Raw genomic sequence first — 13,337 nt, forward strand, 5'->3', positions numbered from 1 at the left:
TATGATTGTTTTCTATGATAGTTGGTGTCCGATGTGTACGGCCGTTGCAGAACGTACGAAAAAATTAGATAAAAAGGGTAAGATGAAATTTGTTTCATTTCGAAATGAAGATGTAGTTGAGAAGTATGAGCTTTCTCAAGAACTACAAAGCAAGATGGAACAAAGACTGTATATTTTTAAAAATAATAAGTGGTATGACGGTATTCAGAGCATAGATGTATTAGCAAAGGCCGTTCCATCTTATTGGTTTGCAGTTCCTTTTATAAAGCTATCTATCGTACTTGGTTTTGGAAGTAAAGTATACGATTATATCGCTAATAATAGAAAACTTGTTCCAGTGGGACATTGCCGCGGTGGGGTTTGTGAAATCCCTACAAAAAAATGAAATCATCGTTATCTTTCTTTTGCACCTATTAATAGAGCGTGATATGATGAATTTGGAATGAAAGTTGAAGGAGAGATTACAAGATGTCAAATGCTTATGAAGAATACATGCGCCAAATGGTAATCCCAATGCGCCAAGAGTTAGTGCGTTCTGGGTTTGAAGAGTTAACTACAGAAGAAGCTGTAACAGAATTTATGGAAAATACATCAGGTACAACTTTAGTAGTTGTAAACTCTGTTTGTGGTTGTGCAGCTGGTTTAGCACGTCCATCAGCAGGTCAAGCGGTTGTTCGTGCTGAAAAACAACCTGATCATCTTGTAACTGTATTCGCAGGTCAAGATAAAGATGCTACTGCAAAAATGCGTGAATACTTCGGAGAAATTCCTCCCTCTTCACCATCTATGGCATTATTAAAAGGAAAAGAAGTTGTTCACTTCATTCACCGTCATGAAATTGAAGGTGCAACTATGGACGAAATTATTACGAACTTAGAACAAGCTTTCGAAAAGAATTGCTAAAGAAGGGGGAGAGTAAATCTCCCTCTTTTCTTTATATAGAGGTGAAACAATGATCGTAACAACAGCAGGAAGAACGAATAAAGAAATGACAGATTATGCAAACAAGGTAGCAGCAGAATTAAATGCTTCATTCGTTAAACGTAATGACATACCAGTACATAAGCTACATGAGCAGTATGAACAAGATGTGCTTGTCGTAGGGAAGAACCGATTAGCTATTTATCCAAAAGGTACGGAAGAATCGTTTTTCTTTCATCCGAACTCAGCGATGTTTCGTGTGAAAAGGTTAATGCGTGGAGAACACGATCCGTTTGTACAAGCCACGCAATTAGAGAGAGGAATGACAGTGTTAGATTGTACGCTCGGGATGGCATCAGATAGTATTGTAGCTAGTTATGTTGTTGGTGAAAGCGGAAAAGTAACAGGACTTGAAGGCAATGAGTATATGGCTTATATTATGGAAAATGGTTTGAAAACATGGTCTTCATCCGTTTCTGAAATTGATGAAGCAATGCAAAGAATTCAAGTAAAGAAAACGGAGCATTTTTCATTTTTAGCGCAATGTGAAGACAATAGTTACGATGTCGTTTACCTTGATCCGATGTTTGAAGAAACTGTCATAGAATCCGACGGAATTAAAGGATTAAAACACTTCGCTTTGTATCATGATATTACTGACGAAACAATTGCGGAGGCAAAACGAGTGGCGAGAAAACGTGTCGTTTTAAAAGATCATTTTCGTAGTTCTAGATTTGAAAAACACAATTTTTATGTATACAAAAGAAAAAGTGCTAAGTTTCACTTTGGTGTAATTGACCCTTGCTAATTGTTTGAAAAGATGTATAATAAGCAATAATTAATTAAATATACTGTCTGTGATGAAGAGAGTAGTCTTTTTTAGAAGGAAAGCGAGCTAGGGATGGTGTGAGCCTAGTACGGAAGAAAAAGATGAAGCGCACTTCGGAGATGCTTCTTGAACGAATAGTAGAGAAAGCCGAGGCCCCCTGTCCTCGTTATAAACGGGAAAGTGGTTCGTAACGAACAACAAGGGTGGTACCACGGGTTAAAACTCGTCTCTTTTTTAGAGACGAGTTTTTTGTGTTTTAAAAAATAAGGAGGTTGTATCATGGATTATAACATGCAGTTTGTGGAAAGTTTATCTAATATTTTCACGAATGAATTAACGCAAAAACAAATTTTAGATTTAATTGAAACACCGAAACAAGATGAATTTGGAGATGCAGCGTTCCCATGCTTTTCATTAGCGAAGCAATATAAAAAAGCACCAGCTCTTATCGCAAAGGAAGTTGCTGAGAAATTCAATGATCCGTTTTTTACGAAAGTAGAAGCCGTTGGTCCTTATGTAAATGTATTTTTCAATCGTGAAACTGTAAGTGATGCAGTATTAAAAACAGTTTTAGCGGAGAAAGAAGAGTTCGGTCAAAACCACTTTGGCTGTGAAAAAACAGTAGTAATTGATTATTCCTCTCCTAATATCGCGAAACCTTTTTCGATGGGGCATTTACGTTCTACAATGATAGGAAATTCGCTGAAACATATCGCTGAAAAATGTGGCTATGAAGTTGTAGGGATTAATTATATAGGAGATTGGGGAACACAGTTTGGAAAGTTAATTACGGCTTATAAAAAATGGGGAAATGAAGCAGTAGTTAAAGAAGATCCAATACGTGAGCTATTTAAGTTATATGTCCAATTCCATGAAGAGGTAAAAGACGACGAAGAACTAGAAGAAGAAGGACGTGCTTGGTTTAAGAAATTAGAAGAAGGTGATGAAGAAGCGGTAGAGCTTTGGAATTGGTTCCGTCATGAGTCCCTTAAAGAATTTTCTCGCATTTATGAACTTCTCGGCGTAGAATTTACTAATTTTCAGGGAGAAGCATTTTATAATAATTTAATGGAAGATTTTATTGGGATTTTAGAAGAACATGAGTTGCTTGAAGAATCAGAAGGTGCATTAGTCGTTAATTTAGAAGAAGAAGGAATGCCGCCTTGTTTAATTAGAAAATCAGATGGTGCGACGATTTATGCAACGCGTGATTTAACGGCAGCTTTATATCGTCAAAACACTTATGGGTTTGATAAAGCGCTATATGTTGTTGGTCCAGAACAAAGCTTACATTTCAATCAATTTTTCACCGTATTAAAAAAACTTGGCTATACTTGGGTTGATGGTATGGAACACGTACCGTTTGGCTTCATTTTAAAAGATGGTAAGAAAATGTCGACACGTAAAGGAAGAGTTATTTTACTTGAAGAAGTACTCGAAGAAGCAATCGAACTTGCAAAACAAAATATTGAAGAGAAAAATCCAAACTTAAAACAGAAAGAAGAAGTAGCAAAGCAAGTCGGTGTTGGTGCAGTCATCTTCCACGATTTAAAAAATGAGCGTATGCATAATATCGAATTCTCATTAGAAAATATGCTGAAATTTGAAGGAGAAACAGGACCTTACGTACAGTACACACATGCACGTGCTTGCTCTATTTTAAGAAAAGAAAGTGTAGAATTTGAAACATGTACGTTTGCTTTAAAAGATGATTATAGCTGGAGTGTCGTAAAATTACTTAATAAATTCCCTCAAGTAATTGAAGCAGCTTTCAATAAAAATGAGCCATCTATTATTTCGAAATATATATTAGATGTAGCACAATCATTCAATAAATATTACGGTAATGTTCGTATATTAGAAGAGAGCGAAGAAAAAGACAGCAGACTCGCATTGGTTTATGCTGTGACGGTTGTATTAAAAGAAGGATTACGTTTACTTGGGGTGGAGGCACCTGAGGAAATGTAACATAGTAGTAAACTGACAAACTGGGTCTAGTATAAACCTGGTTTGTTTTTTTATTGGATATATATTTTTTTTGCAAAATCAATTAAAATCTTTTTAGAGAGGGTGATTCATATTGATTCGAACTTTTATTTTACAAATTTCTTGTCATAGAAGATTAGATAGGAGTTTTTTTAAACTACAAAAGTACATACCTTTATGTGCGCGTTGTACAGGCATGCTTATTGGTATTTTAATGTTTCCAATTTATTTTTATATGACACCTTCATTTCTTTTGGCAATCATACTATCATTTTTCGCTCAAATTCCGTTACTTATCGATGGGTTCACCCAAAAGTGGAAATGGAGAAGTAGCTCAAATTTGCTAAGAATAACTACTGGTGTATTAAGCGGTAATGGTATGGGATTATTCATTTCCTCTAGTGTTATATGGATATTATCTTAAGATATATAGTAATGGAGGTATTTACATAGATGTTCTGGATTTATTTAATTCTAATTTTTATTTCAGGCGGAAGTGGAATTGGTTTTATGACTCAAAATAAGTATACAGAAGCAATAATAGCTTTTGTTATTTGTATACTATTGTTTGGGCTACTGTATTATTATCTTAAAAGAAACAAAAGAAAGAGAAAAGCAGATTGTGACGATTTAGACTGTACGGATTGTTTTGATTGTGATTGTACTTGTTAAATTTTTCTTCCAAATAAAAAGCTAGTTTATTTTTAATAATACACTAGCTTTTTGCTTTGAAATTTTAAGAAAAGTGTAGGAATACGGCTATTATATAGAGAACTTTAGTTTTGTATATAAAAGGAGGCGGGAAAATAATCTGTTTTGAACCACATTGGATTTCTAATATGGCTTCTTATTTACTAGATGGGGAGAAACAATCGGAATTTATTCAGCTAGGTGTTTTGCAGAAATTATTTGAAAGTGATACGCAAAGAAATGGTAAAGATGGCAATATAGGCATGAAAATACCGATATATTTAAGTGAATTAGGTGTGAAAAATATTGAATGTAGAGTAAGCGATAAAGTGAACTTTTTAGATTCAAATATGCATCACAATGATAAAAACGATTTGTATCAATCATTAAAAGAAGAGGGGATTGCAGGTGATCCGGGTGATAAGCAACAATTTGTAGAACGTTTAATAGCCAGAGGATTAACATATGATAATGCGCTAGCTCAATATGAAGCTGAACTACGATTTTTTAAAATATTTCATGTGTATTCTTCTTTTGTATACGCTCCCAATATGAAAATTACATTTGGTGACATAGTTTGTTAAAAGGTATGATGTATAAGGATTGTCGTTTAATGTCGATAAGTCGATATTCGACATATAATCGCTGATAAATGTTAAGAATCGGTCGATATAATTTGAAAATCGCCGATAAAATGAAAGAATCGCTGATATATTTGAATTATCGTCGATATAATTTTATGTACTAATTTCAGCTTCTACAAGATTAAAACCGCATGTTACGTTATTCCATATAATTAAACAAAATACGGAGAAAAACAATCATTTTTACTATATTTTGTTATAAATTTGAATAATATTAATTAATACCATCCATTATAAGAGATTTTAGTTGAATACATACTATATGGTGTGTAAAATCTAAGCAAGTAGCAGTTTAAATATAAATTCGAGGTGAATGCATGCTAGATTTTAAGCAGTTAGAAACTTGTTTAAAAGACAAGAGATTTGTAGATGGATTACAGGAAATAAATAATGAAATTGCATATATAAAAGAAACGAATACTTTATCCTATGTGAAGAATTGGCTTGCCAATATTCCTTCGCATAAGGAGTTCGATATATTAATTCGCCTTACTGATGAAGGGCTTATGCACCAATACAGTTCATTCCTCATTCGTTACGCTTATAAAAAATTCCCAAATATGAGAACGCTCTCTTTATATTGTGATGAGTTAATTGATGAGCGGAAAATTCTTGAAGCGGAGCAGTTGTTAAAATCTTCTTTAGAAGAGTTAAGTAAAGAAGAAATAGATGCAGATTTTTTAGCGAAAACATATTTTACGTTAGTACGATGTCTTTTAGAAATGAAACGAAACGAAGAAGCGTTAATGTATATGCAAAAAGCAGAGGAGTACAGTGCACGCGCAGTGTTTGATAAATGGGGCTACGTTTATATGCATACAGGTGAATGGGAGAAAGCGGAAGAACAATTTATTGCTGGCATGCAGCATGAAGATTGTGAAGAGTTATCTACCTATTTATTATCACAATTGTATGCGAATAAAGGAGACCAAAAACGCGCGATACAGTTAATCGATGATGCGATTGTAAAATTCCCACAAGTACCATATTTTCATTTTGAGAAGATAAAGTATTTATTAGATTTAGAGCAATATGAAGAGATGTTAGCGGTAATAGATAACATAAATACTCAGCTGCCATATCATGCCTATAATACTTACTTTGTACATTTACGTGCAGAAGCACTGTACAAAATGAATAAATTTGCAGATTTACAAAAACTATTAAAAGAAGAAAAGAGTTTAAAAGAATCTTTATATCATAATTTAGAAAAAAATCCGGATGGAAAAAAGGTTCACTTGCCGATAGTTCCTATTGTACAAAAGGATAATTATTGTGTTCCGACAAGTTTAGAGATGATGTTGCGTATATGGGGAGAGAAACGTACACAAGATGAAATAGCAGAGTTTATTTTTGATATGACAGGTTCGAAGTTTTCAGATACTGTTTCTTATTTAGAAGAATTAGGTTATGAATATCGTTATTTTAAAGGAAATGAAGAGAATTATAAGAGACTGATTGACGAAGGGATTCCTGTTTTATTAAGTATAGATATTGAGCATGCTTCACACGTACAAGTGTTATCTGGATATGATGATACATTGCAAGCTTTCTATGTTCAAGATCCAAACTTTATAGAACCAGTTCTTGTGGAATATAGTAAATTACAAGAAAAATATCGTTATACAGGCTGTTTAGCAATCACGTTTGTTCCGAAAGAAAAGAAGGAGCAACTAGCGTTTCTAAGTGAAGAAGAAAATCGTTATTTTAAATCTATTTTTTCTCTTACGGATCATTTAGATGAACATGACAAAGAGGGAATTAGTAACTTAGTACAATTTTTAAAAGAAACGAGTGATAATCCAAATACGTGGTTATATACGATAAAGCACTTAGATGTTGAAGTAGATAAAGAATTTATTTTATATTGTATCGATAAGTTAATGGAAAAGTTTCCGAACTCGGACTTTGTTAAATTGCATGGTGCACAGTGTTTTATTCGTCTTCAAGAAGTAGAGAAAGCGGAGCAAATGCTGACAAGCGTTGAGAAGAAAAATAATCGTGCTTTATATCATCTAATAAACGGAAGATATGCGTTTGAACAGGAAAGTTATCTAGAAGCGATTTCAAGCTTTCGTTCATCGTTACAATTAGACGCAGATCAGCCTATTGCTTGGAGTTTTCTCGCTTTATCCTATATGTATATTGATCAATCTGAAAAAGCATTGCAATACTCTCAAGTTGCGTTAGAGCGTAGTCCTGAAAGGTTCACTTTAACAAATCACGGTTTAATATTAATAGATTTAGAAAGATATGAAGAAGCATATGAAATCTTTAATGACTTGTTAAAAGAGTATAAATATGAAGCGCATGTATGGTATGAACGAGCGAGATGTGCACATCAACTAGGGAAATTATATTTAGCAATAAAAGGGCTTAAAGTAGCGATTCATTTGGATAGTAATGCAGCTTACATTTATACGAAACTTTCGGAAATATACGAATCTGATTTGAAGGATGAGGAAAGTGCGAAAGAAATTTTATTAAACGGTATTGAGAATTGTGATGATAAAGCACCTCTTTACGTAAAATTAGGTGACTATCATTTTCAAAATGATAGCTTGGAAGAAGCAGAAGTATTGTATAAGCGTGCTTTAGAAGAAAATGATGAGGATGTTTATTCTCACTTCGGACTTACACAAGTTTATATGGCAAGAGAACAATATAAGGAAGCAAAAGAATATATTCTTGGTCTTGAGAAGCAAATTGAAAAGAGCCAAGATTTCCTCATGAATGCAGGAATGGTTTTATGGGATGCTGAAATTGAACTTGGTGGAAATGAAGAAGGGTTTAAAGTAGCGCTATCTAAGTTAGAAAATGGTATAAAGAAAAGTGATTATAATGTAGCAAGTGCGTTAGATGAATATGTGAATCGAATTAAAGGAACGGAATTTGTACAACGAGGTATAGCATTTTTAAGAACGTTACACAAAGAAAGAAATGAAGTAAGTGAGTACGGTTGTTATGCAGGTATTTTATATGAATCTATTGGACAGTACGGCCAAGCGATGAAAAGATATAATAAGGCGATAGAACAAATGGAAACGGCATTACCGTATTACCGAATTGGCGAAACACTTATGGCATTAGGGCAATTGACGGAAGCAAAGCAGGCGTATGAAACATGCTTAGAGCTTGATGGGAATTTCGTAGGTGTACATTTACAGCTTGCGGAAATATACGAAAAAGAAGAAAACCGTTCTAAAGAACAAAGTCATATGGTTCAGGCGATGAAAGAAGAGCCGTTGCATATTAATATGGAATATTTGGCACAGCTTTCAGTAGAAATGAACCTTCAGGAAGAATTGCTGATTGAACTAGAACAATTAGCGGACGAAGTACCTGAAATATGGCGTTTAGATGCGATTGCATATGTGTACGGAGCGATGAATGAAACAGATAAAGAACAAGCACAGATTGAATACGCGCTACAATTAGATGGTGAGCATATAGAAGTACTATATCATTATGCAAAAGTATTAGTGAAAAAAAGAAATGTAAAAGCAATTGAAGTTGCAATGAAAGTAATACAAAAAGATTTTGATAATGAACGTATATTTGATGTTTATGTAAAAGCAGTAGAGCAACATAAAAAATTGTCTAACATACGAGATTTTCTTCATACATTAAAGGTGAAAAAAGCAGAAAGAAGTACAGCATTCATGTATGCTGCAGCTGCGGTTACGGAAATATGGATTGAACGCCAGCTGCATGAACAGCCGAAACGATCTATCATTACGAGAGCTTTTTATCGTATGAAAAATCGTGCGAAAGAAATTTCAATGGTTACTATGATAATTGATTTATATGAAATCTCTTTAAAGTTAAATCCGAAAAATAGTATGGCAGCACAGCGATTTGCGCTATTTTATGAGAATGTAGAGATGAATAAAGAAGCAATAGAGATTCTGCACACGTCACTAGAAAATAAATGGAATTATGACGTAGCGAAGCAACTTGTAAATCTTTTCGTTGAGTGCGAGGAAGAAGATATGTTAAGAGATGCTTTGGAATTAACGAAACAAATGGTTCGAGAACTACCAGATGATTATGATACTCTTCTTCTGCAAGCACAAGTATTCTTTAAAGCAGGGGAAGAAAGAAAAGCAGAAAAGATTATCTTACAATTAACAGAGCAAACACCGTTTGTAAGTAGAGCATTTCTTGCTTTAGGAGAAATATATCAAAGTCAAGAAAGGTTTGAAGAGGCAATTCATGTATTAGAAAATGCTTCTGTACATCATCCAAATGAAACAGCAATTCTTCTTTCTTTAGCATCTTCATATCATGGTGTCGGCCAAACGATAAAGGCAGAAAAAATAACAAATGAAGTATTAATAATTGACGCGAGTGATTTGTTAGCAAGATATGATCGTGCTTGTTATTTAGCGCAGTTAAATAGAAATGAAGAGGCGAAGGAAGAGCTTGAATTTGTCCTTCGTGAGGATGAATCGGGATTCTTTGCTGAACTTATTGAGGATGATGAAAATTTAGCAGCATTGCGAGAATTTGAAAAGTAATTGTATAAGAATAGGGGAAAAAGATAAGGATATATTTTGAATTAGTTGACAATTAGTTGCTAAATGGCATAAAATAACTATTAACAAAGTATACAAATCTGAAGACGAGAAAGAGTAAAATAGTGAGCTGTTCTCCAGAGAGCCGGTATATTGCTGAAAGCCGGTGTGCAGACGTTATTTGAAAATCATCTCCGAGGAGCCGAGGCCGAAAGTAAGTAAGCCCGGACGGATGTCTACCGTTACAAAGAACACGTATGATAGTACGTTGCTAAGTGCTATTAGTGAAAAAGCTAATAGAATTAGGGTGGTATCGCGGGTAAACCCGTCCCTACTTTATAGGGACGGGTTTTTTGTGTGCTTTAAAATATTCAAAGGAGTGATTGTATATGGAAAAAGTAGATGTAAAAGAATCAGCTGTAGGAAGAGAAATGCGAATTCGCAAACAGTGGAACGAACAAAATATTTTCGAACAATCAATTCAGAATCGAGAAGGCGCACAGTCTTTCGTATTTTATGAAGGACCACCAACGGCGAACGGACTACCGCATGTAGGTCATGCGCTTGGACGAACAATTAAAGACTTAGTAGCAAGATATAAAACGATGGCTGGTTATAAAGTAGTAAGAAAAGCAGGATGGGATACACACGGTTTACCTGTAGAACTAGGTGTTGAGAAGCAACTTGGTATTTCTGGTAAACATGAGATCGAAGAATATGGCATTGAACCATTTATTCAAAAGTGTAAAGAGAGTGTTTTCACATATGAAAAGCAGTGGCGTGAATTCACTGAAAGCATCGGTTATTGGGTAGATATGGATGATCCATATGTAACTTTAAAGAATCCATATATCGAAAGTGTATGGCATATTTTGGGGACAATCCATGAAAAGGGATTGTTATATAAAGGACATAGAGTCTCACCATACTGCCCAAGCTGCCAAACCTCATTGAGCTCACATGAGGTTGCACAAGGGTATAAAACAGTAAAAGATTTAAGTGCAACTGTGAAGTTTAAAGTGAAAGATAGTGAAAATGAGTATTTTTTAGGTTGGACCACAACACCTTGGACACTTCCAGCAAACGTTGCGCTTGCTGTCCATCCAAATATGGAATACGTTAAAGCAAAACAAGAAAGTCATGTATACATTGTTGCGAAAGAACGTGTACAAGAAGTATTAAAAGAGAACTATGAAGTATTATCTGTTCATAAAGGCGAAGAATTATTAAACACATCTTATACAGCGCCATTTCCGATGAAAGAAGTTACAAATGGTTACCGCGTTATTGCAGCAGATTTTGTAACGGGAGATAGTGGTACAGGACTTGTTCATATTGCTCCAGCATATGGAGAGGACGATTATAGAGTCGTTCAAAGTGAAGGATTGTCATTTTTGCACGTTGTAGATGAAAAAGGTGAGTATACAGAAGCAGTACCATTTTTGAAAGGGAAATTTGTAAAAGATTGTGACGTGGATATCGTTCGTTATTTAGCGAAGGAAGGTTTACTGTATCATAAAGAAAAATATGAACATAGCTATCCGCATTGCTGGCGTTGTGATTCACCACTACTTTATTATGCAGGAGAAAGTTGGTTAATCCGAACAACTGCAATTAAAGATACATTTTTACAAAATAATGATTCTGTTACTTGGTATCCGGATCATATGAAACATGGACGTTTTGGTAAGTTTTTAGAAAATATGGTGGACTGGAATATTAGCCGAAATAGATATTGGGGAACACCATTAAACGTGTGGGAATGTGAAAGTTGTAATCATCAGTTCGCACCGAAGAGCATTGCCGAATTAAGAAAGCATAGTACGAAAGAAACACCGGAAGATTTGGAATTGCATAAGCCGTATGTAGATGAAGTGCAAGTCTGCTGCGAGAAATGCGGAGGCACAATGAATCGTACACCAGAAGTAATTGATGTTTGGTTTGATAGTGGTTCTATGCCATTTGCACAATATCATTACCCATTTGAAAATAAAGAGTTATTTGAAGAGCAGTTTCCAGCGGATGTTATTGCAGAAGGAATTGATCAAACACGCGGCTGGTTTTATAGTTTATTAGCAGTATCAGCACTATATACAGGAAAAGTACCGTATAAACGAGTGTTATCACTAGGGCATGTTTTAGATGAAGAAGGGCAGAAAATGTCTAAAAGCAAAGGAAATGCACTAGACCCAGTTGATTTAGTAGATAAGTTTGGTGCAGATGCGCTAAGATGGGCTTTACTTGTTGATAGTGCCCCGTGGAATGCGAAGCGTTTTTCTGAAAGAACAGTACTGGAAGCGAAATCTAAATTTGTAGATACATTAGTCAATGTGTATAGCTTCTACGTTTTATATGCAAATTTAGATGAGTATAATCCGAAAGAAACGTATGATGTAAAGCTTACAAAATTAGACGAATGGGTATTATCAAGGTTGCATAGTACAACGAAAAAAGTGAGAATTGGACTTGATGATTATCAATTTACGAATGCAGCTCGTGAAATTGCAACACTTGTAGATGAAGTGAGTAACTGGTATGTAAGACGCTCACGTAATCGTTTCTGGGAATCTGGTATGAACGCTGAGAAAGCAGCTGCGTATGAGACACTTCATGAAGTACTTGTAACAATTAGTAAATTAATTGCACCATTTACACCATTTGTCGCGGAAGACATTCATCTAAATTTAGAAGGAAGCAGCGTTCATTTAGCCGATTATCCAGTTGTAAATGAATCACTACTTCAACCGAAATTAGAAGTGGAAATGGATGCTGTTTTACAAGTTGTTGAACTTGGAAGAAGTAACCGTAATCAGCATTCTTTAAAAGTAAAACAGCCGCTAGCAGAACTTGTATTACTTGAGCATAACGAGAATGATATGGATTGGGAATCTTATCGTGATATTGTTATGGATGAGTTAAATGTAAAAGCGTTCCATGTTGAACTCGATGAAACAAAATACACATCATATCAATTGAAGCTTAATTTTAAAACAGCGGGGCCGAAGTTCGGTAAAAATGTGAATGCAGTGAATGGTTGGCTAAAACAATTATCACAAGAAGAAGTGCAAAACTTTGTATCAACAGGAAGAGCAGTTTACGAAGCAATACCAGGAGAAGAAGTAGTTGTAACTGCTGAAGATGTGTTAGTTGAGAAAGTTGCAAAATCAGGATTCTCTAATACGACTAACGGACAATATACAGTTATGTTAGATACGAATGTAACGGAAGAATTGTTACAAGAAGGAGTAGCGCGTGAATTCATTCGTGCGGTTCAAGAATATCGTAAACAGTTGAATTTACCAGTTAATTTACGAGTCGATGTTATTCTTGATACAGAAGTAGAGCTACAGAGAACGTTAACGAACCATAAAGATTTATTGGAAGAAAACTTACTCGTTAAACAATTTACATTTGGTCACTTAACGAACGAAGACGATGAACTTTCTTTAGGTGAAACAAAACTTAGAATTAAATTAAGTGCAGCTAATTAAAGAAAAAAGGAAGTTGGAATGATTCCAACTTCCTTTTTGTATGATTAGAATTTATTTGACTATACATTCGATAGGACCACTAGCAATTGTCTTTTTTCATAGCGTACCGAACACAATACTGTAGAAATATATTTCTACAGTATTGTGTTCGGTTTATACATAAATATTGAGAAAATTTCACTTACCCTAAATGAAAAGGTAATAGAAGTGTTCATAGAGAATTACTCGTAGATTCAATTTTTATCCATCCGTTTTGCGG

Annotated in this window: 8 protein-coding genes, 1 pseudogene and 2 other annotated features; all 9 genes and pseudogenes read left to right on the forward strand. The window is 34.7% G+C overall.

The window, feature by feature from the left end:
- The first annotated feature begins 1 nt into the window (after position 1).
- A complete protein-coding gene (locus ACTFRY_RS14835; RefSeq protein ID WP_000634884.1) occupies positions 2-385 on the forward strand; it encodes a thiol-disulfide oxidoreductase DCC family protein in 384 nt (127 codons plus the stop codon).
- An 83-nt stretch (positions 386-468) separates the two neighbouring features.
- On the forward strand, positions 469-903 hold the full coding sequence (locus tag ACTFRY_RS14840) for a BrxA/BrxB family bacilliredoxin (RefSeq protein WP_000063706.1): 435 nt from the start codon (positions 469-471) through the stop codon (positions 901-903).
- A gap of 49 nt (positions 904-952) precedes the next feature.
- A complete protein-coding gene (locus tag ACTFRY_RS14845; RefSeq protein ID WP_098616739.1) occupies positions 953-1,729 on the forward strand; it encodes a class I SAM-dependent methyltransferase in 777 nt (258 codons plus the stop codon).
- 40 nt (positions 1,730-1,769) lie between these two features.
- Positions 1,770-1,984, forward strand: a binding site (T-box leader).
- Positions 1,985-2,029: 45 nt separating this feature from the next.
- Positions 2,030-3,718: an arginine--tRNA ligase gene (argS, locus tag ACTFRY_RS14850; RefSeq protein ID WP_061655196.1), complete on the forward strand. Its 1,689-nt coding sequence runs from the start codon at positions 2,030-2,032 to the stop codon at positions 3,716-3,718.
- A 112-nt stretch (positions 3,719-3,830) separates the two neighbouring features.
- Positions 3,831-4,160, forward strand: coding sequence for a DUF2085 domain-containing protein (locus ACTFRY_RS14855; RefSeq protein WP_098616740.1), 330 nt, complete (start codon positions 3,831-3,833; stop codon positions 4,158-4,160).
- A 29-nt stretch (positions 4,161-4,189) separates the two neighbouring features.
- Positions 4,190-4,408 carry a hypothetical protein gene (locus ACTFRY_RS14860; RefSeq protein WP_000498604.1) on the forward strand — a complete coding sequence of 73 codons (219 nt, stop codon included), beginning with the start codon at positions 4,190-4,192 and terminating at the stop codon, positions 4,406-4,408.
- 116 nt (positions 4,409-4,524) lie between these two features.
- Positions 4,525-5,010: pseudogene (locus ACTFRY_RS14865) on the forward strand (class I SAM-dependent methyltransferase); the annotation flags it as partial.
- 377 nt (positions 5,011-5,387) lie between these two features.
- Positions 5,388-9,590 carry a bacteriocin-processing peptidase family protein gene (locus ACTFRY_RS14870; protein WP_098616741.1) on the forward strand — a complete coding sequence of 1,401 codons (4,203 nt, stop codon included), beginning with the start codon at positions 5,388-5,390 and terminating at the stop codon, positions 9,588-9,590.
- Positions 9,591-9,682: 92 nt separating this feature from the next.
- Positions 9,683-9,923, forward strand: a binding site (T-box leader).
- Between the two features lie 53 nt (positions 9,924-9,976).
- Positions 9,977-13,078 (forward strand): isoleucine--tRNA ligase, encoded by a 3,102-nt coding sequence (gene ileS / locus ACTFRY_RS14875; RefSeq protein WP_098616742.1) that lies wholly within the window; start codon positions 9,977-9,979, stop codon positions 13,076-13,078.
- Positions 13,079-13,337: the final 259 nt, after the last annotated feature.

It is taken from the genome of Bacillus cereus group sp. MYBK195-1 (genome assembly GCF_051916605.1).
GTDB lineage: Bacteria > Bacillota > Bacilli > Bacillales > Bacillaceae_G > Bacillus_A > Bacillus_A cereus.